Annotated in this window: 24 protein-coding genes; 22 read left to right on the forward strand and 2 right to left on the reverse strand. The window is 59.0% G+C overall.

Annotated features, from left to right (window positions below; all coding sequences use genetic code 11):
* The first annotated feature begins 2 nt into the window (after positions 1-2).
* The 14 genes from BS627_RS23260 (at position 3) to BS627_RS23325 (ending at position 14,684) form a co-directional block, all read left to right on the forward strand.
* The gene (locus BS627_RS23260; protein WP_077985508.1) at positions 3-338 is read left to right on the forward strand and encodes a succinate dehydrogenase; all 336 of its coding nucleotides are present in this window, start codon (positions 3-5) and stop codon (positions 336-338) included.
* Between the two features lie 9 nt (positions 339-347).
* The gene (locus BS627_RS23265; protein WP_004443810.1) at positions 348-1,127 is read left to right on the forward strand and encodes a succinate dehydrogenase iron-sulfur subunit; all 780 of its coding nucleotides are present in this window, start codon (positions 348-350) and stop codon (positions 1,125-1,127) included.
* A gap of 205 nt (positions 1,128-1,332) precedes the next feature.
* Positions 1,333-1,875 (forward strand): protease inhibitor Inh/omp19 family protein, encoded by a 543-nt coding sequence (locus BS627_RS23270; RefSeq protein WP_077985509.1) that lies wholly within the window; start codon positions 1,333-1,335, stop codon positions 1,873-1,875.
* A 92-nt stretch (positions 1,876-1,967) separates the two neighbouring features.
* Positions 1,968-3,131, forward strand: a complete 1,164-nt coding sequence (gene zapE / locus BS627_RS23275) for a cell division protein ZapE (protein WP_077985510.1) — start codon at positions 1,968-1,970, stop codon at positions 3,129-3,131.
* Between the two features lie 178 nt (positions 3,132-3,309).
* Positions 3,310-4,272: a malate dehydrogenase gene (mdh, locus tag BS627_RS23280; RefSeq protein WP_003523512.1), complete on the forward strand. Its 963-nt coding sequence runs from the start codon at positions 3,310-3,312 to the stop codon at positions 4,270-4,272.
* A gap of 33 nt (positions 4,273-4,305) precedes the next feature.
* Positions 4,306-5,499, forward strand: a complete 1,194-nt coding sequence (gene sucC / locus BS627_RS23285) for an ADP-forming succinate--CoA ligase subunit beta (RefSeq protein WP_004443803.1) — start codon at positions 4,306-4,308, stop codon at positions 5,497-5,499.
* Positions 5,500-5,516: 17 nt separating this feature from the next.
* On the forward strand, positions 5,517-6,419 hold the full coding sequence (gene sucD / locus BS627_RS23290; RefSeq protein ID WP_003492390.1) for a succinate--CoA ligase subunit alpha: 903 nt from the start codon (positions 5,517-5,519) through the stop codon (positions 6,417-6,419).
* A 176-nt stretch (positions 6,420-6,595) separates the two neighbouring features.
* Positions 6,596-9,592: a 2-oxoglutarate dehydrogenase E1 component gene (locus BS627_RS23295; protein ID WP_077985511.1), complete on the forward strand. Its 2,997-nt coding sequence runs from the start codon at positions 6,596-6,598 to the stop codon at positions 9,590-9,592.
* A gap of 53 nt (positions 9,593-9,645) precedes the next feature.
* Entirely contained in the window at positions 9,646-10,872 is a 1,227-nt protein-coding gene (odhB, locus tag BS627_RS23300) for a 2-oxoglutarate dehydrogenase complex dihydrolipoyllysine-residue succinyltransferase (protein ID WP_077985512.1), read from the forward strand.
* 70 nt (positions 10,873-10,942) lie between these two features.
* Positions 10,943-11,356 carry an MAPEG family protein gene (locus BS627_RS23305; RefSeq protein WP_077985513.1) on the forward strand — a complete coding sequence of 138 codons (414 nt, stop codon included), beginning with the start codon at positions 10,943-10,945 and terminating at the stop codon, positions 11,354-11,356.
* Positions 11,357-11,368: 12 nt separating this feature from the next.
* A complete protein-coding gene (locus tag BS627_RS23310; RefSeq protein WP_089153285.1) occupies positions 11,369-12,013 on the forward strand; it encodes a LysE family translocator in 645 nt (214 codons plus the stop codon).
* A 66-nt stretch (positions 12,014-12,079) separates the two neighbouring features.
* Positions 12,080-13,486 (forward strand): dihydrolipoyl dehydrogenase, encoded by a 1,407-nt coding sequence (gene lpdA, locus BS627_RS23315; protein ID WP_077985514.1) that lies wholly within the window; start codon positions 12,080-12,082, stop codon positions 13,484-13,486.
* A 129-nt stretch (positions 13,487-13,615) separates the two neighbouring features.
* Complete coding sequence (locus tag BS627_RS23320; RefSeq protein ID WP_077985590.1) at positions 13,616-14,116, forward strand: cytochrome b; 501 nt, start codon at positions 13,616-13,618, stop codon at positions 14,114-14,116.
* 79 nt (positions 14,117-14,195) lie between these two features.
* Positions 14,196-14,684, forward strand: a complete 489-nt coding sequence (locus BS627_RS23325) for a DUF2867 domain-containing protein (protein ID WP_165691382.1) — start codon at positions 14,196-14,198, stop codon at positions 14,682-14,684.
* On the opposite strand, the gene BS627_RS23330 is transcribed toward BS627_RS23325, so the two are convergent.
* Together BS627_RS23330 and BS627_RS23335 are read right to left on the reverse strand one after the other, a co-directional pair.
* Positions 14,668-15,765, reverse strand: coding sequence for a TraB/GumN family protein (locus tag BS627_RS23330; protein WP_077985516.1), 1,098 nt, complete (start codon positions 15,763-15,765; stop codon positions 14,668-14,670). The two genes, BS627_RS23325 and BS627_RS23330, sit on opposite strands and share 17 nt — an antisense overlap.
* Before the next feature lie 80 nt (positions 15,766-15,845).
* On the reverse strand, positions 15,846-16,793 hold the full coding sequence (locus BS627_RS23335; protein WP_077985517.1) for a tyrosine recombinase XerC: 948 nt from the start codon (positions 16,791-16,793) through the stop codon (positions 15,846-15,848).
* Between the two features lie 121 nt (positions 16,794-16,914).
* Between BS627_RS23335 and BS627_RS23340 the strand changes: the two genes are divergently transcribed.
* From BS627_RS23340 to fdhD, 8 genes are all read left to right on the forward strand, one after another.
* The gene (locus BS627_RS23340; RefSeq protein ID WP_077985518.1) at positions 16,915-19,131 is read left to right on the forward strand and encodes a primosomal protein N'; all 2,217 of its coding nucleotides are present in this window, start codon (positions 16,915-16,917) and stop codon (positions 19,129-19,131) included.
* Positions 19,132-19,211: 80 nt separating this feature from the next.
* Positions 19,212-19,598 carry an AGROH133_08824 family phage infection protein gene (locus BS627_RS23345; RefSeq protein WP_077985519.1) on the forward strand — a complete coding sequence of 129 codons (387 nt, stop codon included), beginning with the start codon at positions 19,212-19,214 and terminating at the stop codon, positions 19,596-19,598.
* Between the two features lie 261 nt (positions 19,599-19,859).
* Positions 19,860-20,426, forward strand: coding sequence for a F0F1 ATP synthase subunit delta (locus BS627_RS23350; RefSeq protein ID WP_193600493.1), 567 nt, complete (start codon positions 19,860-19,862; stop codon positions 20,424-20,426).
* Entirely contained in the window at positions 20,426-21,955 is a 1,530-nt protein-coding gene (gene atpA, locus BS627_RS23355; protein ID WP_077985521.1) for a F0F1 ATP synthase subunit alpha, read from the forward strand. Before BS627_RS23350 ends, atpA begins: the two co-directional genes overlap by 1 nt.
* Positions 21,956-21,986: 31 nt before the next feature.
* Positions 21,987-22,865: a F0F1 ATP synthase subunit gamma gene (locus BS627_RS23360; RefSeq protein ID WP_077985522.1), complete on the forward strand. Its 879-nt coding sequence runs from the start codon at positions 21,987-21,989 to the stop codon at positions 22,863-22,865.
* A gap of 23 nt (positions 22,866-22,888) precedes the next feature.
* Positions 22,889-24,343 (forward strand): F0F1 ATP synthase subunit beta, encoded by a 1,455-nt coding sequence (gene atpD, locus BS627_RS23365; protein WP_063948353.1) that lies wholly within the window; start codon positions 22,889-22,891, stop codon positions 24,341-24,343.
* Between the two features lie 129 nt (positions 24,344-24,472).
* A complete protein-coding gene (locus tag BS627_RS23370) occupies positions 24,473-24,883 on the forward strand; it encodes a F0F1 ATP synthase subunit epsilon (RefSeq protein ID WP_003492358.1) in 411 nt (136 codons plus the stop codon).
* A gap of 345 nt (positions 24,884-25,228) precedes the next feature.
* Positions 25,229-26,035, forward strand: coding sequence for a formate dehydrogenase accessory sulfurtransferase FdhD (gene fdhD / locus BS627_RS23375; RefSeq protein ID WP_077985523.1), 807 nt, complete (start codon positions 25,229-25,231; stop codon positions 26,033-26,035).
* Positions 26,036-26,078 lie beyond the last annotated feature (43 nt).

The following is a 26,078-nucleotide window of genomic DNA, read 5'->3' on the forward strand; positions in this document are numbered from 1 at the left end:
TCATGGGAAAGCGCATCAGTCTTCTTGTTCTGATTGGTGCTCTAGTGGCTGCCGCTCCTGCGGTAGCTGCCGAGCGCTACAAGTTGCGTGCTCCCGGTGGAAATACTGCTGCGGTTTTCAACGACGTCGGCGTATGGAAAACTGCCAAAGCAGCGATGAATGCCCGTATCTCGGTCGGTAATCCGGTTACGGCGCAGAATTTGGAATGCGTCGCCAGACCTGGGACAAAAGCCGAGGTCATAAAGCGCGAAGGCTCGGTCGCTTATGTGCGAGCCAGCGACGCGCTGTTCGGTGGTTGCAAGGGTTATGTGAAGTCCGAATTCCTGTCGGCATACTAGGATTTTATCATGGTTGAACTCGCTCTCCCCAAGAATTCCCAGATCAACGAAGGCAAGGTCTGGCCGAAGCCGGATGGTGCCAAGAATGTGCGCGAATACCGCGTCTATCGCTGGAACCCGGATGATGGCCAGAACCCGCGCATCGACACTTTCTATATCGACGTCGATGATTGCGGACCGATGGTTCTCGATGCGCTTCTCTACATCAAGAACAATATCGACCCGACGCTGACGTTACGTCGCTCCTGCCGCGAAGGTATTTGCGGTTCCTGCGCGATGAACATCGACGGCACCAATACGCTCGCCTGTACCAAGGGCATGGACGAGATCAACGGGACGGTGAAGGTCTATCCGCTGCCGCATATGCCCGTGGTGAAGGACCTGGTTCCCGATCTCTCGAACTTTTATGCGCAGCACCGCTCCATCGAGCCCTGGCTGAAGACAGTCTCGCCGACACCCGCCAAGGAGTGGAAGCAGAGCCATGAGGATCGCCTGAAGCTGGACGGTCTTTATGAGTGCATTCTCTGCGCCTGCTGCTCCACCTCCTGTCCCAGCTACTGGTGGAATGGCGACCGTTATCTCGGTCCGGCCGTTCTGCTACAGGCCTATCGCTGGCTGATCGACAGCCGCGACGAGGCAACCGGCGAGCGTCTCGACAATCTCGAGGATCCGTTCCGCCTTTACCGCTGCCACACCATCATGAACTGCGCGCAGGCTTGCCCCAAGGGCTTGAACCCGGCCAAGGCGATTGCGGAAATCAAGAAGATGATGGTCGAGCGCCGCGTTTGAAGGCGATTCGCTGACGACGGAAACCCTATCGGGCCACGGTCTCGACCGTGGCCCTTTTTACAACCCGGCACGGGAAAATTCGGTAAAAATCGACCGAAATGGTAATTATCCCGGCCATCGCTTGCGCAAGATAAGGCTTTGGTAATAATTCAGCCTTCTTGTTTGATCACTGTCTTTCCGGAAGCGAGAGAATCGGGAGCTTGATATGCAATTCAGATATGTGGTGACGGGCCTTGCCGTTGTGATGGGCCTTGCCGGTTGCCAACGTACCTCCTACGATTACAACAACAATGCCAGCAACAATCCCGGTTATACGCCGCCTTTGCAGGCGCAGCCGGTTCCTTCTGTTCAGTCCGGCGCCCTGCCTCCGCCTGGCGGCGCTTCGGGCAGCCAGTTCCCTTCGGCTCCGGCATCCGCAGCACCTGGCGGCGTGAATGTCGCTTCTGCAGCGCCCCCGGCAACGGCCCTCGACGTTACCAAGGAATCCATGGTCGGCAACTGGCGCGTTTCCAACGGCGGTGCCAATTGCGACATGTTCCTGACACTCACCAATCTCGGCGCCGGCTCCCGTGGCGGCACGCGCGGTTGTGCGGGCGAGCTGACGGCAATGGGTTCCTGGGAAGTCTCCGGCAAGATGGTCCTCTTCAAGGACCGCGCCGGCAATACGATCGGCCGTGTCTACAAAAGCGCCGATGCGCGCTTTGACGGCACGACCAATAGCGGCCAGCCGCTCAGCCTCAGCCGATGAGCATTTCCGGTGCAGCCGGATTGCCTTCTTCGCTCTAAGCCATTCCATTCGTCGCGGGTGCGGATTTGCGCCCGCGTCCGGGGCGCTTTTTCATGAAGCCATTGCCTGACTATAACCATAGTGTCGTTGAACAGCTCAACGCATTGACGGTAGCTGGCACTTTGCAGGCCGACGCCGCCCAGCTTGGCGTGGCGGCTCATCTCGACCGTATCCTTGCCGATCTGAAAGCGCGCAAGCCCGCCAGAAAAAAAAGTGCGCTTGGCTGGATGTTCGCGCGCAAGTCCGGACCTGCGGCGGCCGTCAAGGGTCTCTATGTCTATGGCAGCGTCGGTCGCGGCAAGACGATGCTGATGGACATGTTCTACGAGATGGCGCCCGTTTCTTCCAAGCGGCGTTGCCATTTTCATGAATTCATGGCGGATGTGCATAATCGTGTGCATGCGCACCGGCAGAAGTTGAAAAATGGCGAAACCAAACAGGCAGACCCCATTCCACCTGTCGCGGCCCAACTTCTGGCGGAAGCGGAGCTCCTCTGCTTCGACGAGTTCACCGTCACGGATATTGCCGATGCAATGATCCTCGCCCGGCTGTTCAGCGAGCTCTTCGCCAATGGCTGCACGTTGGTGACCACCTCCAACGTCGTCCCCGACAATCTTTACAAAGACGGGCTCAATCGCGGCCTGTTCCTGCCTTTCGTCGACTTGCTGAAGAAATATGTTGAGGTGGTAACGCTGGACAGCCCCACCGACTACCGGATGGAGAAGCTGGAAAGCCTTCCGGTCTATGTCACCCCGCTCGACGGTTCGGCGGATCAGGCGATGGACATGGCCTGGCGGCATATGGCTGGCGGCCATCTTGTTGCGCCGACCGAGATACCGATGAAGGGGCGTTCCATTCTGGTGCCGCGAGCCAGCGGCAGGGTCGCCCGGTTTTCCTTTTCCGATCTCTGTGAAAAGCCGCTCGGAGCCTCCGACTTCCTTGCCATCGCCAACCGTTTCGACACGGTCTTCGTCGATCACATTCCGTTCCTGAATGCGGACAAGCGGAACGAGACCAAACGTTTCATCATTCTCATCGATGCGCTTTATGATCATAGCGTCAGGCTTTTCGCCTCTGCCGCGGCCATGCCGGAAGACCTGCTTGAAAAGCGCAAAGGAACCGAAGGTTTTGAGTTCGATCGCACGGCCTCGCGTCTGTTTGAAATGCGCAGTGCGGATTATCTCGCGTTGCATCACGAAAAACGGCAGAAACTTTGACACTTTCGTGACGTATTTTCTTACGTTTACGTAAGAAAATAATGATCTAAACGATTGAAAATACTGATCACGAAAGAATCTGTTGCCAATTTTAGCCAATGGGGCTAATCGAAGTGCGACAATTTGGCTGCCGGTTTGGCGCGGTGAAATTGAATTGAAGCTCAAGAGGAAGCATTCGATGGCTCGCAAAAAAATTGCACTTATTGGTTCTGGCATGATCGGCGGCACGCTGGCGCATCTGGCCAGCCTGAAGGAACTGGGCGATATCGTCCTCTTCGATATTGCCGACGGTATCCCGCAGGGCAAGGGTCTGGATATTGCCCAGTCCGGCCCGGTTGAAGGCTTCAATGCAAAGCTCACCGGTGCTTCCGATTACGCCGCCATCGAAGGCGCTGACGTCTGCATCGTCACCGCAGGTGTTGCCCGCAAGCCGGGCATGAGCCGCGACGATCTTCTCGGCATCAACCTCAAGGTCATGGAACAGGTTGGCGCCGGCATCAAGAAGTACGCGCCGAACGCTTTCGTCATCTGCATCACCAACCCGCTCGACGCCATGGTCTGGGCGCTGCAGAAGTTCTCCGGCCTGCCGAAGAACAAGGTCGTCGGCATGGCCGGCGTTCTCGACAGCGCGCGTTTCCGCCTCTTCCTCGCTGAAGAGTTCAACGTTTCGGTTGAAGACGTTACCGCTTTCGTTCTCGGCGGTCACGGCGACACCATGGTGCCGCTCGCGCGTTACTCCACCGTTGCTGGCGTTCCGCTGACCGACCTCGTCAAGATGGGCTGGCTGACGGCCGAGCGTCTCGAGCAGATCATTCAGCGCACCCGTGACGGCGGTGCGGAAATCGTCGGCCTCTTGAAGACCGGCTCGGCCTATTACGCGCCGGCTGCATCTGCAATCGAAATGGCTGAATCCTACCTCAAGGACAAGAAGCGCGTCCTGCCCGCCGCTGCCCATCTCTCGGGTCAGTATGGCGTAGACGACATGTATGTCGGCGTTCCCACCATCATCGGTGCAGGCGGTATCGAGCGCATCATCGAGATCGAACTCAACAAGGAAGAAGAAGCCGCCTTCCAGAAATCCGTCGGTGCCGTCGCCGGGCTTTGCGAAGCCTGCGTCAACATCGCTCCGTCGCTGAAGTAATAGCCTCAAGCGGCTCCAAACAGGGATTATTCCATGAATATTCACGAATATCAGGCCAAGGCTCTTCTGAAGGGCTACGGCGCGCCGGTTGCTGAAGGCGTGGCCATTCTCAAGGTCGAAGAAGCAGAAGCTGCCGCAAAGCAGCTTCCCGGCCCGCTTTACGTCGTCAAGAGCCAGATCCATGCTGGCGGACGCGGTAAGGGTAAGTTCAAGGAACTCGGCCCGGACGCCAAGGGCGGCGTTCGTCTGGCGAAGTCCATCGAAGAAGTCGTTTCCCACGCCAAGGACATGCTCGGCAACACGCTGGTAACGGCGCAGACGGGCGATGCCGGCAAGCAGGTTAACCGGCTCTATATCGAAGACGGCGCTGATATCGCGCGCGAACTCTACTGCTCGCTGCTGGTAGACCGTTCGGTCGGCCAGGTTGCTTTCGTGGTTTCCACTGAAGGCGGCATGGACATCGAAGCTGTCGCTCACGACACACCTGAGAAGATCCACACCATCGCCATCAACCCTGAAAAGGGCGTTTCCGATGCCGACGTTGCTGCGATCTCCAAGGCGCTTGAGCTCGACGGCGTTGCTGCCGAAGACGCCAAGTCGCTCTTCCCGATCCTCTACAAGGCCTTCAGCGAGAAGGACATGGCTCTTCTCGAGATCAACCCGCTGATCGTCATGGAAAATGGCCATCTGCGCGTTCTCGACGCCAAGGTTTCCTTCGATGGCAACGCCATGTTCCGCCATGACGACGTCAAGGCGCTGCGCGACGAGACCGAAGAAGACGCCAAGGAAATCGAAGCCTCCAAGTGGGACCTCGCTTACGTCGCGCTCGACGGCAACATCGGCTGCATGGTCAACGGTGCCGGTCTCGCCATGGCGACGATGGACATCATCAAGCTTTACGGCAAGGAGCCGGCAAACTTCTGCGACGTCGGCGGCGGTGCCGGCAAGGAGAAGGTTGCGGCAGCCTTCAAGATCATCACTGCCGACCCGAAGGTCGAGGGTATCCTCGTCAACATCTTCGGCGGCATCATGAAGTGCGACGTTATCGCCGAAGGCGTCATCGCCGCGGTGAAGGAAGTCGGTTTGCAGGTTCCGCTCGTTGTTCGCCTCGAAGGCACCAACGTCGAACTCGGCAAGAAGCTTCTGAACGAATCGGGCCTTGCGATTACGGCTGCTGACGATCTGGACGACGCAGCCAAGAAGATCGTCGCGGCGATCAACGGCTAATTGAGGGACCGGAAATAATGTCTATTCTCGTTAATAAAGACACCAAGATCCTCGTTCAGGGTCTGACCGGCAAGACCGGCACCTTCCACACCGAACAGGCGCTTGCCTATTACGGCACGCAGATGGTCGGCGGTATCCATCCGAAGAAGGGTGGCGAAACCTGGACCGGTTCCAAGGGCGAAAGCCTGCCGATCTTCGCAACGGTTGCCGAAGCCAAGGAAAAGACCGGTGCAGACGCGTCCGTTATCTATGTTCCGCCGGCAGGCGCAGCAGACGCGATCATCGAAGCCATCGATGCGGAAATTCCGTTCATCACCTGCATCACCGAGGGCATCCCGGTCATGGACATGGTTCGCGTCAAGGCTCGCCTCGACCGTTCGAAGTCCCGCCTTCTCGGCCCGAACTGCCCCGGCATCCTGACGCCGGAAGAATGCAAGATCGGCATCATGCCGGGCTCCATCTTCCGCAAGGGTTCGGTCGGTATCGTTTCGCGATCCGGCACGCTCACCTATGAAGCCGTGTTCCAGACATCGAACGAAGGCCTCGGCCAGACGACGGCTGTCGGCATCGGCGGCGACCCGGTCAAGGGCACCGAGTTCATCGACGTCCTGGAAATGTTCCTCGCTGACGACGCCACGCAGTCGATCATCATGATTGGCGAAATCGGTGGTTCGGCTGAAGAAGATGCAGCGCAGTTCCTGATCGACGAAGCCAAGAAGGGCCGCAAGAAGCCGATGGCCGGCTTCATCGCGGGCCGCACGGCTCCGAAGGGCCGCACCATGGGCCACGCCGGCGCTGTCGTTTCCGGCGGCAAGGGCGATGCGGAATCCAAGATCGCAGCCATGGAAGCGGCCGGCATCAAGGTTTCGCCTTCCCCGGCGCGCCTCGGCAAGACGCTGGTTGAAGTCCTCAAGGGCTGAGACCACATGAAACGGTGACGGGCGGCGCGGCCTAAAGCTCGCGCTGCCCGATGCCGCAAGAACGACAGACAGACGGCATACCGCCCCGGCGGCAGACAGCAATAATCAAAGCGGCAGGCCGGTTGAACGGCCCTAACGGCATCGAGGAGGCGGACGGATAAGTCCGCAAGAACACAATGGCAAGGCAAGAAGCGAACGAGCAGTTTCAGATCACGTCGTTTCTGGACGGCGCGAATGCAGCCTATATCGAGCAGCTCTATGCCCGGTACGAAGAGGACCCCTCTTCCGTGTCGCCGGAGTGGCAGAGCTTCTTCAAGGCGTTGTCCGATAATCCGGAAGACGTGAAGAAGGCGGCCAAGGGCGCCTCCTGGAAGCGTGCCAACTGGCCGATCCCGGCAAATGGCGAACTGGTCTCCGCACTCGACGGCAACTGGGCCACGGTCGAAAAGGCCATCGAAAAGAAGGTTCAGGCGAAAGCTGAGGCCAAGAGCGCCGACACCGGCAAGCCGGTCAGCGAAGCCGAAGTGCTGCAGGCGACCCGTGACAGCGTTCGCGCCATCATGATGATCCGCGCTTACCGCATGCGCGGCCACCTGCATGCCAAGCTCGACCCGCTCGGTATTGCCGTTGCCGTCGAGGATTACAACGAGCTTTCGCCGAAGTCCTACGGCTTCGAGGAAAGCGACTACGACCGCAAGATTTTCATCGATAACGTGCTCGGCCTCGAATATGCGACCGTGCGCGAGATGATCGATATTCTGGAGCGCACCTACTGCTCCACCATCGGCGTCGAATTCATGCACATGTCCAGCCCGGAAGAAAAAGGCTGGATTCAGGAGCGTATTGAAGGTCCGGACAAGGGCGTTGCCTTCACGGCCGAAGGCAAGAAGGCCATTCTGTCGAAGCTGGTCGAAGCCGAAGGCTACGAGCAGTTCCTCGACGTGCGTTTCAAGGGCACCAAGCGTTTCGGCCTCGATGGCGGTGAATCGCTGATCCCGGCGCTGGAGCAGATCATCAAGCGCGGCGGCCAGGAAGGTCTCGAAGAAGTCGTTCTCGGCATGGCCCACCGCGGTCGCCTGAACGTTCTGACCAACGTTATGGGAAAGCCGCATCGCGCCGTGTTCCACGAGTTCAAGGGCGGTTCGTTCAAGCCTGACGATGTCGAAGGTTCGGGTGACGTGAAGTACCACCTCGGCGCCTCCTCCGACCGCGAATTCGATGGCAACAAGGTTCACCTGTCGCTGACGGCCAACCCGTCGCACCTTGAGATCGTCAACCCCGTTGTCATGGGCAAGGCCCGCGCCAAGCAGGACCAGCTGGCCAAGGTGTGGGACGGCGACATCATTCCGCTGTCTGAACGCGCCAAGGTGCTGCCGCTCCTGCTGCATGGCGATGCCGCTTTCGCGGGTCAGGGCGTGGTTGCTGAAATTCTCGGCCTTTCCGGTCTGCGCGGTCACCGCGTTGCCGGCACCATGCACTTCATCATCAACAACCAGATCGGCTTTACGACGAACCCGGCCTTCTCCCGTTCGTCGCCCTATCCGTCCGACGTCGCCAAGATGATCGAAGCGCCGATCTTCCACGTCAACGGCGACGATCCGGAAGCGGTTACCTATGCGGCCAAAGTCGCGACCGAATACCGCATGAAGTTCCACAAGCCTGTCGTCATCGACATGTTCTGTTACCGTCGCTTCGGCCATAACGAAGGCGATGAGCCGGCGTTCACGCAGCCGAAGATGTACAAGGTTATCCGTGGTCACAAGACGGTCGCGCGCATTTATGCCGACCGGCTGATTGCGGAAGGCCTGATCAGCGAAGGTGAATTCGAGAAGATGAAGGCCGACTGGCGTGCTCATCTCGAGCAGGAGTTCGAGGCAGGCCAGTCCTACAAGCCGAACAAGGCCGACTGGCTGGATGGCCAGTGGTCCGGCCTGCGCGCTGCCGACAATGCCGATGAGCAGCGTCGCGGCAAGACCGGCGTACCGATGAAGCAGCTCAAGGAAATCGGCAAGAAGCTGTCGACCATTCCGGAAGGCTTCAGCGCCCATCGCACGATCCAGCGCTTTATGGAAAACCGCTCGCAGATGGTCGAGACGGGCGAAGGCATCGACTGGGCAATGGCGGAAGCGCTTGCGTTCGGTTCGCTCGTTGCCGACGGCCACAAGATTCGTCTTTCCGGTCAGGATTGCGAACGCGGCACCTTCTCGCAGCGTCACTCGGTCCTCTACGATCAGGAGACCGAAGAGCGTTATATTCCGCTCGCCAACCTTTCGCCGACGCAGGCCCGTTATGAAGTCATCAACTCGATGCTTTCGGAAGAAGCCGTTCTCGGTTTCGAATACGGCTACTCGCTGGCCCGTCCGAACGCGCTGACCCTTTGGGAAGCCCAGTTCGGTGACTTCGCCAACGGCGCGCAGGTGGTGTTCGACCAGTTCATCTCTTCGGGTGAACGCAAGTGGCTGCGCATGTCCGGTCTCGTCTGCCTTCTGCCGCACGGCTACGAAGGTCAGGGTCCGGAACACTCGTCCGCCCGTCTGGAGCGTTGGCTGCAGATGTGCGCCGAAGACAACATGCAGGTTGCCAACTGCACGACGCCGGCCAACTACTTCCACATCCTGCGCCGCCAGGTGAAGCGCGACTTCCGCAAGCCGCTGATCCTGATGACGCCGAAGTCGCTGCTGCGTCACAAGCGCGCCACCTCTTCGCTGGCCGAGCTTGCAGGCGAGTCCTCCTTCCACCGTCTCCTGTGGGACGATGCGGAAGTCATCAAGGACGGTCCGATCAAGCTGCAGAAGGATTCGAAGATCCGCCGCGTCGTCATGTGTACGGGCAAGGTCTATTACGATCTGCTCGAGGAGCGTGAAAAGCGCGGTATCGACGATATCTACCTGCTGCGTGTCGAGCAGCTCTATCCGTTCCCGGCCAAGGCGCTCATCAACGAGCTGTCGCGCTTCCGCAATGCGGAGATGGTCTGGTGCCAGGAAGAGCCGAAGAACATGGGTGCGTGGTCGTTCATCGATCCTTACCTGGAATGGGTCCTGGCACATATCGACGCCAAGTACCAGAAGGTCCGTTACACGGGCCGTCCGGCTGCCGCCTCTCCGGCGACCGGCCTGATGTCCAAGCATCTGGCGCAGCTTGCTGCGTTCCTGGAAGACGCGCTGGGAGAGTGAGAACTCTCCCGCATCGCCCCGCAAAAAAGACACCCGAATAACGGAACTAGATCATGGCCACTGAAATCCGCGTACCAACCCTCGGCGAATCCGTCAGCGAAGCGACCGTCGGCACCTGGTTCAAGAAGGTCGGCGACACCGTCAAGGCCGACGAACCGCTCGTAGAACTGGAAACCGACAAGGTTACCGTCGAAGTTCCGGCACCCGCCTCCGGCGTTCTCACCGAAATCGTTGCGCAGAACGGCGAGACCGTCGGTCTCGACGCGCTTCTCGGCCAGATCGCCGAAGGTGCTGCCGGCGCTGCAACCTCGGCACCGGCTGCCGAACCGGCAAAGCCTGCCGCCGCCTCTGCTCCGGCTCCCGCTGCTTCTGCCGCCAGCGCTATGCCGCCGGCACCTGCCGCTGGCAAGCTGCTGGCTGAAAACAACCTGTCTGCCGATCAGGTCGATGGTTCCGGCAAGCGAGGCCAGGTTCTGAAGGGTGACGTTCTCGCCGCCGTCGCCAAGGGCGTTTCCGCACCTGCCACCGCTCCGACTCCGGTTGCTGCTGCTCCCCGTCCGGTTTCCGCCGAGCAGGATCAGGTTCGCGAAGAGCGCGTGAAGATGACCCGCCTGCGTCAGACGATCGCCAAGCGTCTCAAGGATGCGCAGAACACCGCCGCCATGCTGACCACCTATAACGAGGTGGACATGAGCGCCGTCATGGACCTGCGCAACCGTTACAAGGACGTGTTCGAGAAGAAGCATGGCGTTAAGCTCGGCTTCATGGGCTTCTTCACCAAGGCCGTGACCCACGCGCTGAAGGAACTGCCCGCCGTCAACGCTGAAATCGACGGTACGGACATCATCTACAAGAACTATTGTCACGTCGGCATGGCTGTCGGCACCGATAAGGGTCTTGTCGTTCCGGTTATCCGCGATGCCGACCAGCTCTCCATCGCCGGCGTTGAAAAGGAACTCGGCCGCCTCGCCAAGGCAGCGCGCGACGGTTCGCTCGGCATGGCCGACATGCAGGGCGGCACCTTCACCATCACCAATGGTGGCGTCTACGGCTCGCTGATGTCTTCGCCGATCCTCAATGCACCGCAGTCGGGCATCCTCGGCATGCACAAGATCCAGGAGCGTCCGGTCGCCATCGGCGGTCAGGTTGTCATCCGTCCGATGATGTATCTCGCGCTCTCCTACGATCACCGTATCGTTGACGGCAAGGAAGCCGTGACCTTCCTCGTTCGCGTCAAGGAAAGCCTCGAAGATCCGGAACGTCTGGTTCTCGATCTCTGATCGCTCTTGCTTTTCGTTTCAGCGGGGCTTCAAGTGAAACCCCGCTGAAAGACCACCCGGGAGAGCAGACGTGCAGCCGACATTTCTTGCCGCTTCGCCTTTTTTACCGCTTATCGGTCTAAGCGTTCTTCTTCTCGTCGTGCATGTCCTGTTGCAGGGGATGACGGCGACCAGAGAATTGGGGCGTGAATGGAATGCCGGTCCGAGAGACGGTGAGCAGAAGCCACAGGGTAAGCTCTCCGGTCGCGCTTCGCGCGCATCTGCCAATTTCCGGGAGACCTATCCGGCTTTTCTGGCACTGGCTTTCGGCGTTATCATGGCGGGTGACCCATCCGGCCTAGCGCTTATTGGTGCCTGGCTCTGGCTGATCTGCCGTGTTGTCTATATCCCGCTTTATCTTACGGGCGTTCCTTATATCCGCTCGTTCGTCTGGCTGGGCTCAATGCTTGGTCTGGCGCTCATGTTTATCGTGCTGATGTTTTGAAGGCGGCTCGTGATGCATCAATATATTGTCGAACTTGCATCCCTGATGGCGATCTTCGCTTTCGCAATCGTATCGCCGGGCGCCGATCTGGCGATGGTCATGCGTCAGGCTATGGTGCATGGGCGCAAACAGGCCATTATCACCAGCTTCGGCGTCGGCACATCCTTGATGTTCCACGTCACCTATACGATCCTCGGACTTGGTCTCATCATTTCCCAGTCGATCTATCTCTTCAACATCGTCAAGTGGCTGGGCGTCGCCTATCTGATCTATATCGGCATCAAGGCGCTGCGCGCCGGCAAGACAGAATTGCCGACCGCTGAAGGCGAGGACGGCGTTCGAGCAAAAAGCATGCAGACCGGGCTGAAGGCCTTCACACTTGGTTTTGCCGCAAACGCACTCAACCCAAAGCCGGTGTTTTTCTTCCTGTCGATCTTTTCGACGGTGGTTCATGCGCATACGCCGGTTACCATCAAATTCGGATACGGGCTCGTCATGGCGAGCTGCCTTATCCTGTGGTTCGTCGGCGTCAGCCTGTTCATGACAACGCCGCGCATGCGCGCCGCGTTTCAGCGCGCCAGCCAATGGATCGACCGCACCAGCGGTGTTGTCTTCATCGCTCTTGGTATAAAACTCGCAACGGAAAAAGCGGCCTGAGTTTCAGGTCAAATGGAAGCTGGGCAATGATCCGATATCTTGTCCCAATAAAGCAGGAACCAGAACATGGCATATGATGTAGTTGTAATCGGTACGGGTCCCGGCGGTTATGTTTGCGCGGTCAAGGCGGCACAGCTTGGCCTGAAGGTCGCAGTGATCGAAAAGCGCGCGACCTATGGCGGCACCTGCCTCAATGTCGGCTGCATTCCTTCCAAGGCCCTGCTGCACGCGTCCGAAACCTTTGCCCACGTTGCTCATGGTGTCGATTCGCTTGGTATCGAAGTCGCCGCTCCGAAGCTGAACCTCGAGAAGATGATGGGGCACAAGGACGGCGTGGTGAAAGCCAATGTCGATGGCGTTGCCTTCCTGTTCAAGAAGAACAAGATCGATGCCTTTCAGGGCACGGGCAAGGTTGTTTCCGCCGGTAAGGTCGCCGTCACCAATGACAAGGGCGAGACACAGGAAATCGAAGCCAAGAACATCGTCATCGCCACGGGTTCGGATGTTGCCGGTATTCCCGGTGTTCAGGTCGATATCGATGAAAGCGTCATCGTGTCCTCCACCGGTGCAATCGCCCTTTCCAAGGTTCCGGAAAAGCTGATCGTCGTTGGTGGTGGCGTCATCGGCCTCGAGCTTGGTTCGGTCTGGTCGCGTCTTGGCGCGAAGGTCACCGTCGTTGAATATCTCGACACTATTCTCGGCGGCATGGACAGCGAAGTCTCCAAGCAGGCTCAGCGTCTGCTCGCCAAACAGGGTCTCGATTTCAAGCTCGGTGCCAAGGTGACGGCCGTTGAAAAGACCTCTGCCGGTGCCAAGGTCGTATTCGAGCCGGTCAAGGGCGGCGCTGCTGAAACGCTGGAAGCTGATGTCGTCCTGATTTCCACCGGCCGCAAGCCCTATACCGAAGGTCTCGGCCTCGCGGAAGCCGGCGTCGTGCTGGACAGTCGCGGTCGTGTCGAAATCGACGGCCACTTCAAGACCAATGTCGATGGCATCTATGCAATCGGTGACGTGGTGAAAGGCCCGATGCTGGCACACAAGGCGGAAGATGAGGGCGTTGCTCTTGCGGAAATTCTCGCCGGCCAGCACGGCCATGTGAATTATGACGTCATTCCGGCCGTGGTCTATACGCAGCCGGAAGTCGCTTCCGTCGGCAAGACCGAAGAAGAACTGAAGGCCGCTGGCGTCGCCTACAAGGTTGGCAAGTTCCCCTTCACCGCCAATGGCCGCGCCCGCGCCATGCAGGTGACGGATGGCTTCGTGAAAATCCTTGCCGACAAGGAAACCGACCGGGTTCTCGGCGGCCATATCGTTGGTTTCGGCGCTGGTGAGATGATCCACGAAATCACCGTGCTGATGGAATTCGGCGGTTCTTCGGAAGATCTCGGCCGCACCTGCCATGCGCATCCGACCATGTCGGAAGCCGTGAAGGAAGCGGCGCTGGCGACCTTCTTCAAGCCGATCCACATCTGATCGGTTTTTGGAGCCCGTTGCTCCATCATTAAATTCCAGTCATCTGCCAAACCCCGGCTTGCCATGCAGGCCGGGGTTTTCCATACTGCGCGCCGCAGCCTGTCTAACCTTTTGATAAAAGGCAATAAAATGGCGTTTCTCAGTCAAGTTTCCTTCACTATGCCGCAGCGTATCATTCATTGGTCGATGGCGCTTCTGATCTTCTTCAACCTGTTGTTTCCCGATGGCATGGAGCACGCCTACCGGCTGATGCGGCGGGGTGAGACGTTGACACCGGATCAGATTTCTTCGGCCAATATTCATGCCTATGTCGGCTTTGCCATTCTGTTGCTTGCGGTACTGCGTCTCTGTCTTCGCTTTTTCCAAGGCGTGCCGCCGCATCCGGCTGAAGAACCGCGTGTGTCGCAGATTGCCGCCAAGGTGGCTCATTTCACCTTCTATGTCCTGTTCTTCATTCTGCCGCTTTCCGGCATCGCTGCTTATTACTTCGGTATCGCAACGGCAGGAGAGTTGCATTCCGGTCCCTTCAAGGCTGTGATGTGGGTGCTGATTGCCGGCCATGTCGCCGCCGTTCTGGTTCACCAGCTCTACTGGCGTACCAATATTCTCAAGCGCATGACACACGGTTGAGCGGCGGTTTGTCACGTTTTCGGTTCGCCGGAAAAAGACGATGGTGGCCCTTGCCGCAACGGGCGGCTGGGGGACAGAGATGCGAAACAGCGAAGACATATTGCCGGGCGCCGATTGGTGTGATCGCTTTCAGGGCGAGATGATGAAGACGGGCATAACGTCGCTCGATGTGAGCAGACTGCTTCTCGATCATCCTCCGCCGTGGATCCGCAGCCTAATGGCGCTTCGAAACCGCGTGGTAGCGCTTTTCGGATTGAGAATGGTAGAAATCGCGGCTGGCACATCGACAGGCGGTTTTCCCGTCCTGTCATCCACGCCACAGCGGACTGTGCTCGGCTTCGATGACCGCCATCTGGATTTCCGGATCGTCGTCGATCTCGAAGAGAAAGAAAACCGCCAGCTGGTGAGTGTCACCACCATCGTCAGGCGCAAGAACCTGTTCGGGCGGCTTTATCTTCTTGTCGTGGGACCGTTTCACCGCCGCATCGTGCCGGCGACGATGCGGCCGTTCTGCGCCAATGTCCGGCCCGTCAGCATCGGGAATGAGCCGGTCAATCGACCCGCGTGAGGGTGAAGCCTTCCGCGCGCAGCAATTCGACAAGACCTTCCTCGCCCGGCAGATGCAGTGCGCCAACGGCCATGAAAACATTGCCCCTGGCAAGTTCTGGTGTGGCCCGCTCCGCCATGACATGGTTGCGGTCGGTGATGATGCGCTGTTCGAAGGCGGCGTAGCCCTGTTCGCTTTCTGCCGCTGCCTTCTTGGGGTTCAGGCTTTTCAGCATGGGCATGGTCATGCCGATATCGCCGGCGACGTAGAGATCGGTCATGGTTGTCATGATGTCATCCATCCGATCGCCCAGTTCGAGCGTTTCGATCAGCGCCTGAAGATGAAATTCCATCGGCAGCTCCGACATCGCCGTCAGCTGCTCCACCATGGTCTCCAGCCCGACAAGGTGTTTTCCGTCCGCAATGGCGTCTTCCGCCAGCTTCTTGTCGAGAAAGGAAAGGCCAGTGGCCTTACGGGCGAATTCACAGGCGGGAAGGGCGACGAAGCTCGAAAGCATCCACGGCTTCATGCGTGAAACGGCGTTCAACGGAATGCCGCGTTCCTTGAGGCCCTTTTCCAGACGCGTGACATTTTCCGGTGAGAGGATATCGGTGATCGATTTGCCATCCAGAAACATGGTGAGTTCAGGCTTGCTCAGCAGCGAGGCGGCGACCTTCTTGTCATCGACGATTTCGTCCGATTCCACGATGACAGTCGCGGCCTTTTCGAAGGCCGGGCTGGCAGCGGTTGGCATTTCCAGAACACGCGGATCGGTGACATGCATGGTGCCGAGAAGATAGGACGTGGGCGTTCCGGCCTTTTCGATGCGCCAGAAATTGCCCTTGCCGTTCGGGATAGCTGTCGCTTCCTGTTCGATCTTTGCGAAGGCTTGTGGATCAGTCTTGCGCATTTCCACGAGAATGTCGCTGCCGGTGCAGGCGATCTGCTGCTGCGCGGCTTCCGCTTCACTGAGCGACAGCAGGGTCATGAGCAGGATGGCGACGGCGGTGACGTGCAGGGCGGCCAGCAGCCAGAGCAGGGTGTCGCCGGTCTTACCCATCAGGGTGGCGGTGAAGTTTTGCGGTTTTATCAGGCTATTCATCGGTTCAATCCGGTTGTCGTTCGCTTATAGAACGGCGGCTTGGATGTCTGGTTAATGGTTATGGTTAACCATTTCGTGCTTCATGCGCGCGGATGGGCGTTGTCGTAGATTTCCAGCAGCCTCGCGGTGTCGACGCCGGTATAGACTTGTGTGGTGGACAGGCTCGCATGGCCCAGCAGTTCCTGAATGGTGCGAAGGTCGCCGCCGCCGGCGAGAAGGTGCGTGGCGAAGGAGTGGCGTAGCGCATGCGGTGTGGCGTTTTCCGGCAGGCCGAAAGCACCCCGCAGCTTCTGCATTTCCCGCTGGATGATGGCGGGTTGCAGCTTGCCGCCGCGCGCGCCGAGGAAGAGGGGTTCATCCGACGAGAGGGCATAGGGGCAAAGCTTCCTGTAGGTATCGACTGCTTCCGTCACCACTGCCAGCAGGGGCACAATCCGCGTCTTGTTGCCTTTGCCGGTAATGCGCAGGCTGCGGGCGCCGGACGGGAAATCGGCCGGGGTAAGACCAAGCGCCTCGGAAATGCGCAGACCGCAGCCATAAAGCAGTGAAAGGACCGTTGCGTTGCGGGCGGCGATCCATGGTTCGTCGTTCAGTTGCGCTTCACTCGTGGTGATTTTCAGCGCCTGCCGGTCGGTCAGCGGTTTCGGTAGCGATTTGGGCTGTTTTGGCGCGCGCATGGCAGTGGCACCGGCGGCATTCACCAGGCCTTTTTTCTGCAGGTACTGAAGCAGGGAGCGCAGGCCTGCCAGATGCCGTCCGAGCGAACGTGCGCCGGCGCCTTCCTTGCGCCGGTTGGCCAGAAAGGCGCGAAGATCGACCGGGCGCAAATCCGCTATATCGGTTACGGAGGCTGGTTTGCCGATATACCCGGTCAGGAAGGTCAGGAACTGACGGGTATCGCGCTCATAGGCCTCGACGGTATTGTCGGAAAGGCGGCGTTCACCGGCAAGTGCCGTCAGCCAGGCCTCGCGCTCGGCGAGGAGATCGGGTTGGGCAAATGTCAGGATTTCGGTCACGCGGCGCTCCATTCCATGGCTCTATGCTATACGCTTATGGTCAGCATTTGGTTAAGAGGTGGACTTTGCAAGGCGCGCCCACTACATCCGGGCGGTTTCCTTTTTCCTGTCGTCGGGGCATGGTCGCCACATCATGGCAAAAGATTCGTCCGATCTGTTTGGGGCTCTGTTCGACCCGCCGTCGCCCACGCGCACGGTGCCCGTTCTCGTGCCCATGCCGGCGCCCGGGCCATACAGCTACTCTGTGCCTGAGGATATGGTGGTGGAGACGGGTTCCGTCGTGCAGGTGCCGCTCGGTCCCCGGCAGGTCTTCGGCGTGGTCTGGGACGATGCGGGCGAGAAAGGTGTCGATCCGAAGAAGCTGCGGCCCATCACCAAGAGTTTCGAGTGCCCGCCGCTGAAGGCGGAAATGCGCCGCTTCGTGGATTGGGTTGCCGCCTATACGCTGTCTCCGCCCGGCCTCGTGGCGCGCATGGCGCTGCGCGCGCCCGCTGCCTTCGATCCCGAACCGATGATCGAGGGGCTGCGGCTGACGGAGGGGCGGCCGGAGCGCCTCACCCCCGCCCGTGAGCGGGTGATGGAGCTGGCGGCCGAAGGCCAAGGCTGGACGAAGAGCGGGCTCGCCCATGCCGCCGGCGTTTCGACAAGCGTCATCGACGGTCTCGTCAAGCAGGGCGTGTTCGAGACGGTGTTTCTGCCCGCGCCGCCTGTGGTGGCTGAACCCGATCCAGACTATGTCGAGCCGCGCCTGGAAGGCCCACAGAAACAGGCGGCTTCGGAGATACTGGAAGATGTGCGCAAGGGCGGATTTCATGTTTCGCTGATCGACGGTGTCACAGGTTCTGGCAAGACCGAGGTTTATTTCGAGGCGGTGGCCGAGACGCTCCGTCAGGGCAGGCAGGTTCTCATCCTGCTGCCCGAAATCGCGTTGACGGCGGCGTTTCTGGAGCGTTTTCAGGATCGTTTCGGCGCGAAACCGGCGGAATGGCATTCGGACTTGTCGCCGCGGATGCGCGAGAAGGTCTGGCGGCAGGCCGTCACTGGTGAAGTTAAGGTGGTGGCTGGGGCACGTTCGGCGCTTTTCCTGCCGTTCGACAATCTCGGTCTCATCGTTGTCGATGAAGAGCACGACCCGGCTTACAAGCAGGAAGATCGTGTCTTTTATAATGCCCGCGACATGGCGGTGGTAAGGGCGCGGATCGCAGAATTCCCGGTGGTATTGGTGTCTGCCACACCGTCGGTCGAAAGCCAGGTTAATGGTAGTTCCGGGCGTTATAACACCATTCACCTGCATACACGTTTCGGCGATGCAGCGATGCCGGACCTGCATCTTGTCGATATGCGCCGCCACCCGCCCGAGCGGGGAGGGTTTCTCTCACCCGTCCTGCTGCGCGGCATCGGCAAGACCATCGAAAAGGGCGAGCAGGCGCTGCTCTTCCTCAATCGCCGCGGTTATGCGCCGCTCACGCTCTGCCGCGTCTGCGGTCACCGTTTCCAGTGCCCGCAATGTTCCAGCTGGCTGGTGGAGCACCGGTTTCGCAATCAATTGCAGTGCCATCAGTGCGGCCATAATGAGCCAACGCCCGATCATTGCCCGGAATGCGGCACCTTGGATCATCTGGTGGCTTGCGGCCCCGGCGTGGAGCGCATTGCCGAGGAGGTGGAGAAACATTTCCCTGAGGCCCGCACCATCGTGCTCTCCTCCGATCTCATGGGCGTCAAGCGGTTGCGGCTGGAGCTGGAGGCGATTGTTAAAGGTGAGGCGGATATCGTCATCGGCACGCAGCTGGTCGCCAAGGGACATAATTTTCCGCTGCTGACGCTTGTCGGCATCGTCGATGCCGATCTCGGCCTTGCCAATGGCGATCCGCGCGCGGCGGAGCGAACCTTCCAGCTGCTTTCACAGGTGACGGGACGCGCCGGGCGAACCGGTTTGAAGAGCCATGGCTTGCTGCAAACCTATCAGCCGCAGCATCCGGTCATGCAGGCCATCGTTTCGGGTGATGCTTCGGCTTTCTATGAAAGAGAGATCGTGGAGCGGGAAAAGGCTGTCCTGCCCCCCTTCGGACGCCTTGCCTCCGTCATCGTTTCCGCCGATACGCGTGCAGAGGCCGAAACCCATGCACGGGGTTTAAGGGCGGCCGCGCCGCAAGTTACGGGCATCGTGCTGCTCGGCCCGGCGGAAGCGCCGCTGGCTCTCATCCGCGGACGCCACCGTTTCCGCCTCCTCGTGCACGGGCGTCGCAATTCCGACATGCAGTCTTTTCTGCGAACGCTTCTGACCAATGGCCCGAAAGAGCGCGGCAGCGTGCATGTGCAGCTCGATATCGACCCGCAAAGTTTCCTTTGAAACTCGCCGACGGGGCGTTTTCCCGTTGTCATGACCGTGTCATAACACAGCAGGCAATCAAAGATGATTTGGGGAACGAGATGGAGTTTTATTTTCCCGCCGAGTTCGGCGAGCAGCTGGCCTTCGGAGCGGCAGTAGTTTCGGCCATGATGGGCCTTTTTTTTATGTTTGCACCGGGTATTACGCTGCGTGCCTTCGGGCTGCAGCCAGCGGGTGAGCGCCGCGATGGTTATACGCTCGCGCGCTCGTCGCTTGCCGGGTTCTATCTCGGTCTCGGCGCCGCCGCCCTGCTTCTCGCGCAGCCCATGGTCTATCTCGCCTTTGGTGCGGCTTTCGGCCTCAGTGTCTTTGGCGGCATTCTCTCCATACTCTCCGATGGCGGCGCAACCATGCGGAATTTCATACTTCTGGTTGTGCACTTTCTGCTCGCTGCGCTGCCGTTGAGCTACGTCTTCGGGCTGGTCTGAGGCGGGCTTTTTGGCTTTTGTGCCGCAGATGCGCCGCATCCTGAGCGAAATCGGAAAATTTAAACGCATTCCCCCTTGCCCAAACGGCGCTTTCCGCTATTACGCGTGTTGCGAGTCCCGGCGTCCTATGCTAGACGGACCGCGAAATTGGGAAAAGGCAGGGGGGAATTCCGGTCTTTTTCGGGGAAATTGAAACGATTTCAAGAATTTGATGCGGTGGAGCCCCATCGCTGATGGTCTTGGACGATTAGCAGGGAAAAAGTGCCCGTGGCAGACACCTCCCATGGAACATCCGGTGTAGCGGAAAGGTATGCGTCGTCGCTTTTCGAGCTTGCTTTGGAAGCGGGTGCGGTCGAAGCGGTTCAGGTCGAACTGGACAAGTTTGGTGCGCTTCTCGACGAAAGCGACGATTTGAAGCGTCTGGTTGCGAGCCCGGTGTTCTCCGCCGAGGATCAGTTCAAGGCAATCGCCGCTATCTGCGAAAAGGCCGGTATCTCCGGTCTCGCTCTGAATTTCCTCAAGGTTGTTGCGAATAATCGCCGTCTCTTCGCTGTTCCCGGCATGATCCGCGCCTACCGCACCATCGCTGCCGCCCATCGCGGCGAAATCACCGCCGAGGTCACCTCGGCACATGCGCTCGACGAGGCGCAGGAAACTGAACTGAAAGCGGCGCTGAAGAGCGTTACCGGCAAGGATGTGACGATTTCCGTTACCGTCGACCCGTCGATCCTCGGTGGTCTGATCGTCAAGGTCGGCTCCCGCCAGATCGATACGTCTCTTCGCACCAAACTTTCCACCCTTAAGCTTGCACTGAAAGAGGTTGGCTGATGGATATCCGCGCCGCGGAAATTTCCGCAATTCTGAAAGATCAAATCAAAAATTTCGGCAACGAGGCGGAAGTCTCGGAAGTCGGCCAAGTGCTTTCCGTCGGTGACGGTATCGCTCGCGTTTACGGTCTCGACAATGTTCAGGCCGGCGAAATGGTCGAGTTTCCGGGCGGCATCCGCGGCATGGCGCTCAACCTCGAAGCCGACAATGTCGGCGTGGTTATCTTCGGTTCCGACCGTGACATCAAGGAAGGCGACACCGTAAAGCGGACTGGCGCTATCGTTGACGTTCCCGTTGGTCCGGAACTGCTCGGCCGCGTCGTTGACGCGCTCGGCAATCCGATCGACGGTAAGGGCCCGATCAATGCCGCCAAACGTTCGCGCGTTGACGTCAAGGCTCCCGGCATCATTCCGCGCAAGTCGGTTCATGAGCCGATGTCGACCGGCCTCAAGGCCATCGACGCACTCATCCCGGTTGGTCGCGGCCAGCGCGAGCTCGTCATCGGCGACCGCCAGACCGGCAAGACCGCCATCATTCTCGACACGATCCTGAACCAGAAGGCCATTCACGACAATGGTCCTGACGGCGACAAGCTTTATTGCGTCTACGTCGCTATTGGTCAGAAGCGTTCGACCGTTGCCCAGTTCGTCAAGGTTCTGGAAGAGCGCGGCGCGCTGCAGTACTCGATCATCGTCGCCGCCACCGCTTCCGATCCGGCTCCGATGCAGTATCTGGCACCGTTTGCCGGTTGCGCCATGGGCGAGTACTTCCGTGACAACGGCAAGCATGCTCTCATCGGTTACGACGACCTTTCCAAGCAGGCTGTTGCTTACCGTCAGATGTCGCTGCTGCTGCGCCGTCCTCCGGGCCGTGAAGCTTATCCGGGCGACGTTTTCTACCTCCACTCCCGTCTTCTTGAGCGCGCTGCGAAGCTCTCCGACGAAATGGGCGCTGGCTCGCTGACGGCTCTGCCGGTCATCGAAACCCAGGGTAACGACGTTTCGGCGTTCATTCCGACCAACGTGATCTCGATCACCGACGGCCAGATCTTCCTTGAAACCGACCTGTTCTATCAGGGTATCCGCCCGGCCGTTAACGTCGGTCTGTCGGTTTCGCGCGTTGGCTCTGCCGCCCAGATCAAGGCGATGAAGCAGGTTGCCGGTTCGATCAAGGGTGAACTCGCCCAGTATCGCGAAATGGCAGCCTTCGCCCAGTTCGGTTCGGACCTCGATGCTTCGACGCAGCGCCTGCTGAACCGCGGTGCACGCCTGACCGAACTTCTGAAGCAGCCGCAGTTCTCGCCGCTCAAGACGGAAGAACAGGTTGCGGTGATCTTTGCCGGCGTCAACGGTTACCTTGACAAGGTTGCAGTCGCGCAGGTCGGCAAGTTCGAGCAGGGTCTGCTCTCCTACCTCCGGTCGGAAGGCAAGGCGATCCTCGACACCATCCGCACGGAAAAGGCTATCAGCGACGATACCAAGGGCAAGCTCAAGGGCGCTCTTGATAACTTCGCCAAGTCTTTCTCTTAAATCAGGGCTCTTTTACTCGGACGGATAACGGATGCCTTCACTAAAGGATCTGAAAAACCGCATTGCCTCCGTAAAGGCGACGCAGAAGATTACCAAGGCGATGAAAATGGTCGCCGCGGCGAAGCTTCGGCGCGCCCAGGAAGCTGCGGAGGCCGCCCGGCCTTATTCTCAGCGCATGAGCGCCGTTCTTGCCAACATCGCGAATGCGGTCGAGGCGGACGTGGCTCCGGCGCTGATGACCGGCACCGGCAAGGACGATGTGCATCTGCTCGTCGTCTGCACGGCTGAGCGTGGTCTTTGCGGCGGTTTCAACTCGCAAATCGCCCGTTTTGCCCGCGATCACGCCCGCAAGCTGATTTCGGAAGGCAAGACGGTCAAGATCATCACGGTTGGCAAAAAGGGGTACGACGCCCTGCGTCGCGAATTTGCAGCCAACGTCATCGAGCGCATCGAACTGCGCGACGTGAAGAAGGTCGGTTTTGAAAATGCCGACCAGATCGCCAAGAAGGTGATCTCGCTCTTCAACGCCGGTGAGTTCGACGTCTGCACGCTGATCTATTCGGAATTCAAGTCCGTCATCAGCCAGATCCCGACCGGCCTGCAGCTCATTCCCGCCGCAACGCCTGTTGTGGAAGAGGATGCCGCGACGCAGAGCGCCGTCTATGAATATGAGCCGGATGCGGCTTCTATTCTGGAAGACCTTATTCCGCGCAACATTTCGGTTCAGGTTTTCCGGGCTCTGCTCGAAAACGTTGCCGGTGAAATGGGCGCCAAGATGAGCGCGATGGATAACGCAACGCGCAATGCCGGTGAGATGATCAACAAGCTGACGCTTTCCTACAACCGTCAGCGTCAGGCTCAGATCACCAAGGAACTCATTGAAATCATTTCGGGCGCGGAAGCGCTCTGAGGTAAGGAAAGAGGGTAAGGATAATGGCTAAGGCAGCTACCCCCAAGAAAACCGCAGCGGTGAACGGCGCGGGCAAGGTTACCCAGGTTATCGGCGCTGTTGTCGACGTGGCGTTCGAAGGCGAACTGCCTCCGATCCTGAACGCGCTCGAAACCGAGAACAACGGCAACCGCCTGGTTCTCGAAGTCGCGCAGCACCTCGGTGAAAACGTCGTTCGCACGATCGCCATGGACTCGACCGAAGGTCTTGTTCGCGGCCAGAGCGTTTCGAACACAGGCGCTCCGATCTCGGTTCCGGTTGGTCCGGAAACACTCGGCCGCATCATGAACGTTATCGGTGAGCCGGTTGACGAAGCTGGTCCGATCGTGACCGCTTCCAAGCGCGCTATCCACCAGGACGCCCCTGCTTACGTCGAGCAGTCGACCGAAGCACAGATCCTCGTCACCGGCATCAAGGTGGTCGACCTTCTGGCTCCTTACGCCAAGGGCGGTAAGATCGGCCTGTTCGGCGGCGCCGGCGTTGGCAAGACCGTTCTCATCATGGAACTTATCAACAACGTTGCTAAGGCACACGGCGGTTATTCCGTATTCGCCGGCGTTGGTGAGCGTACCCGTGAAGGTAACGACCTCTACCACGAAATGATTGAGTCCAACGTCAACAAGCTTGGCGGCGGCGAAGGTTCCAAGGCAGCTCTCGTTTACGGCCAGATGAACGAACCGCCGGGCGCCCGCGCTCGCGTCGCTCTGACCGGTCTGACGATCGCTGAGAACTTCCGTGATGAAGGTCAGGACGTTCTGTTCTTCGTGGACAACATCTTCCGCTTCACGCAGGCTGGTTCGGAAGTGTCGGCTCTTCTCGGTCGTATTCCTTCGGCCGTTGGTTATCAGCCGACGCTCGCAACCGACATGGGTCAGATGCAGGAACGCATCACCACCACGACCAAGGGTTCGATCACCTCGGTTCAGGCTATTTACGTCCCCGCCGACGACTTGACCGATCCGGCTCCGGCCACCTCGTTCGCCCACCTGGACGCAACGACGGTTCTGTCTCGTTCGATCGCTGAAAAGGGCATCTACCCGGCCGTTGACCCGCTCGACTCCACCTCGCGCATGCTGGACCCAATGATCGTCGGCGAAGAGCACTATGAAGTGGCCCGTAAGGTTCAGTCGACCCTGCAGCGCTACAAGTCTCTTCAGGACATCATCGCCATCCTCGGCATGGATGAACTGTCGGAAGAAGACAAGCTGACGGTTGCCCGCGCCCGCAAGATCGAACGCTTCCTGTCGCAGCCGTTCTTCGTTGCTGAAGTCTTCACCGGTTCTCCGGGCAAGCTGGTTGCTCTCGAAGACACGATCAAGGGCTTCAAGGGCCTCGTCAACGGCGAATACGACAATCTGCCGGAAGCTGCCTTCTACATGGTCGGTTCGATGGAAGAAGCCATCGAAAAGGCAAAGAAGCTGGCTGGCGAAGCTGCATAATAATGAATTGGCGGGCGCGTGGTTTAACCGCGCGCCTTCCAGCCAATGACGGCGAAACCGGAACGGCTTTGCCTTTGTTGTAACAGACAAGTCTGCGACGCCCGCGTAATTGAAAAGAAGTGAATAGCCATGGCTGACAGTTTCAAATTCGATCTCGTTTCCCCGGAGCGTCTGCTCGTTTCCGAAACGGTTACGGAAGTCGTCATTCCGGCTACGCTGGGTGAAATGACGGTTCTGGCCAATCATGCGCCGACAATGACCACGATCAAGCCGGGTCTGGTGACTGTGAAGTTTGCCTCTGGCGAAACGCACAAATACGTCGTCTTCGGTGGTTTTGCCGATATTCTGCCGACCGGCTGCACGCTTCTCGCCGAATCGGCCGTCTCGGCCGATGATATGTCTCCCGACACGCTGCAGAAGCGTATCGATGCGGCCAAGGCCGAAATCGAAGAGGGTAATCATCACCACGAGCATTTGACCAAGCTTGAAAAGCATCTTTACGAACTGACGAACCTGCATGAGGTTCTCGTCGCTGCTTGAAAGCACCGGGCGGGTTCGAAAGAATGACTGCCCACAAAAAACCTAAAGCAGAAAGCGGCCGTTTCGGTCGCTTTTTTGTTTTGGCCTGTTTCCTCACCATATCAGGCAAAGCATGGCTGGCCTTGCATAGAAAACGTCAGTTGGCCTGCTCAGAGCTTCGGCATGGCCTTGGCGGGATCGCATCAGTGCCGAAAATGGATAAGGCAGGGTAGCGCCTTCAACGGGTGCATCCGGGAAATCGATTCCGATTTTCCGGGCTTTCGGTTAGATGTGATACCGGGAAGAAATGCTGCTTTGGTATCTTGAGCGAGACGAGGCGGATTTTCGTCATGGAGGAGTGATCGCGTGTCGGCAAAGGCAAGTTACCGAAGGGTTGCAAGAACCGCTTTGCGCGAAGGTGCCATAGTGGAGGGCGAAAGGGCGGTGCCCGAGGAGGTGCCGGTTGCCTTTTCCTATGGCGGCAGCACCCATGCCGTGATGATGGCCAGCCCGGCCGACCTTGTCGATTTCGCGGTCGGTTTCAGTCTTACGGAAGGCATCATATCCACAAGGGCGGAAATCCGTTCCATCGAGGTGATCGAGGCGGGGCAGGGCTTCGATGTTCAGGTGGATTTGCAGGATGCCAATGCGGATGCGTTGAGGGCAAGAAGGCGGCATATGGCAGGCCCTGTCGGCTGCGGTCTTTGTGGTATCGAATCCATAGAGCAAGCGGTTCGTGTGGTACCGGAATTGAGCGACGTGGACGTCTCCGTTGACGGTGATGACATCGTCGCCGCGGTGAAAGCGCTGAATGAAGCGCAAAACCTCAATCGCGAAACGAGAGCAGTTCACGGCGCGGGTTTCTACAATCCTAAAAAAGGGCTGCTTGCTGTGCGCGAAGATGTCGGCCGCCACAATGCGCTCGACAAGCTCGCAGGTGCGGTCGTTAATGCGGACCAATCGCCCGATAGGGGTATTGTGGTGGTCACCAGCCGACTGTCGGTGGAAATGGTCCAGAAGACAGCCATCCTTGGCAGCCCGATTCTGGCGGCGATCTCCGCGCCCACTGCGCTTGCCATTGAAACGGCGCAGAGTTCGGGTATCACACTTGTGGCGCTGGTGCGGGGTGAAGATTTTGAAATCTTCACCCGGGCGGATCGTATCATTCTATAAAGATTGAGGCCGCCGTTTCCCGGCGACCCTTGGCTTCAGAGCG

It is taken from the genome of Agrobacterium salinitolerans, assembly GCF_002008225.1.
Classification (GTDB): Bacteria; Pseudomonadota; Alphaproteobacteria; order Rhizobiales; family Rhizobiaceae; genus Agrobacterium; species Agrobacterium salinitolerans.

Coding starts and splice junctions, on each gene's coding strand:
- BS627_RS23260 (WP_077985508.1), top strand. CDS start 3: ATGGGAAAGCGCATCAGTCTTCTTGTTCTGATTGGTGCTCTAGTGGCT.
- BS627_RS23265 (WP_004443810.1), top strand. CDS start 348: ATGGTTGAACTCGCTCTCCCCAAGAATTCCCAGATCAACGAAGGCAAG.
- BS627_RS23270 (WP_077985509.1), top strand. CDS start 1,333: ATGCAATTCAGATATGTGGTGACGGGCCTTGCCGTTGTGATGGGCCTT.
- zapE (WP_077985510.1), top strand. CDS start 1,968: ATGAAGCCATTGCCTGACTATAACCATAGTGTCGTTGAACAGCTCAAC.
- mdh (WP_003523512.1), top strand. CDS start 3,310: ATGGCTCGCAAAAAAATTGCACTTATTGGTTCTGGCATGATCGGCGGC.
- sucC (WP_004443803.1), top strand. CDS start 4,306: ATGAATATTCACGAATATCAGGCCAAGGCTCTTCTGAAGGGCTACGGC.
- sucD (WP_003492390.1), top strand. CDS start 5,517: ATGTCTATTCTCGTTAATAAAGACACCAAGATCCTCGTTCAGGGTCTG.
- BS627_RS23295 (WP_077985511.1), top strand. CDS start 6,596: ATGGCAAGGCAAGAAGCGAACGAGCAGTTTCAGATCACGTCGTTTCTG.
- odhB (WP_077985512.1), top strand. CDS start 9,646: ATGGCCACTGAAATCCGCGTACCAACCCTCGGCGAATCCGTCAGCGAA.
- BS627_RS23310 (WP_089153285.1), top strand. CDS start 11,369: ATGCATCAATATATTGTCGAACTTGCATCCCTGATGGCGATCTTCGCT.
- lpdA (WP_077985514.1), top strand. CDS start 12,080: ATGGCATATGATGTAGTTGTAATCGGTACGGGTCCCGGCGGTTATGTT.
- BS627_RS23320 (WP_077985590.1), top strand. CDS start 13,616: ATGGCGTTTCTCAGTCAAGTTTCCTTCACTATGCCGCAGCGTATCATT.
- BS627_RS23325 (WP_165691382.1), top strand. CDS start 14,196: ATGCGAAACAGCGAAGACATATTGCCGGGCGCCGATTGGTGTGATCGC.
- BS627_RS23330 (WP_077985516.1), bottom strand. CDS start 15,765: ATGAATAGCCTGATAAAACCGCAAAACTTCACCGCCACCCTGATGGGT.
- BS627_RS23335 (WP_077985517.1), bottom strand. CDS start 16,793: ATGGAGCGCCGCGTGACCGAAATCCTGACATTTGCCCAACCCGATCTC.
- BS627_RS23340 (WP_077985518.1), top strand. CDS start 16,915: ATGGCAAAAGATTCGTCCGATCTGTTTGGGGCTCTGTTCGACCCGCCG.
- BS627_RS23345 (WP_077985519.1), top strand. CDS start 19,212: ATGGAGTTTTATTTTCCCGCCGAGTTCGGCGAGCAGCTGGCCTTCGGA.
- atpA (WP_077985521.1), top strand. CDS start 20,426: ATGGATATCCGCGCCGCGGAAATTTCCGCAATTCTGAAAGATCAAATC.
- BS627_RS23360 (WP_077985522.1), top strand. CDS start 21,987: ATGCCTTCACTAAAGGATCTGAAAAACCGCATTGCCTCCGTAAAGGCG.
- atpD (WP_063948353.1), top strand. CDS start 22,889: ATGGCTAAGGCAGCTACCCCCAAGAAAACCGCAGCGGTGAACGGCGCG.
- BS627_RS23370 (WP_003492358.1), top strand. CDS start 24,473: ATGGCTGACAGTTTCAAATTCGATCTCGTTTCCCCGGAGCGTCTGCTC.